Below are 570 nucleotides of genomic sequence, written 5' to 3'. Positions count from 1 at the left end.
TCTCTTTCGGCCAATCATCCGGTCTCAAGGATGACTTAGTCGTTGACGATGATGTCGGACAAAAGAAACGTTTGGCCTTCCTTGATCTGTTGCTGGAGAGTTCACAAAGTGGTGTGGCCATTTCCGATGAGGAAATCAAAGAACAAGTAGACACTATTATGTTTGAGGGTCACGACACAACAGCTGCCGGAAGTAGTTTCTTCCTATCAATGATGGGTATTCATCAAGATATACAAGACAAAGTCATTGAAGAACTGGACCAGATATTTGGTGACTCAGATCGCCCAGTTACGTTCCAAGACACTTTGGAGATGAAGTACTTGGAAAGGTGCCTTATGGAAACTCTGAGATTATATCCGCCAGTGCCGATCATCGCTCGGCAAGTTAATCAAGAAATCACCTTACCATCCAATGGAAAGAAAATCCCCCAATTTTCTCCTGATGGTCGCGTTTTCCAAGTGGAATATGCTGCAAAGGCTGTAGAAAATTCTGGAACAGTTATTGGCCTCCGAGGAAAAGATGGAGTGGTATTTGCTGTTGAGAAGTTAATCACATCAAAATTGTATGAAC

General features: G+C 43.0%; 1 protein-coding gene. It reads left to right on the top strand.

Annotation, left to right across the window (positions count from 1 at the left end; translation table 11 throughout):
* A partial coding sequence (locus tag F0U44_RS24230) for a cytochrome P450 (RefSeq protein WP_149730619.1) occupies positions 1–570 on the top strand: 570 nt, incomplete at both ends.

The sequence above is a fragment of the Nocardioides humilatus genome, assembly GCF_008373755.1.
In the GTDB taxonomy this organism is placed as follows: domain Bacteria; phylum Actinomycetota; class Actinomycetes; order Propionibacteriales; family Nocardioidaceae; genus Nocardioides; species Nocardioides humilatus.
This window is presented reverse-complemented; position numbering and strand designations above follow the sequence as displayed.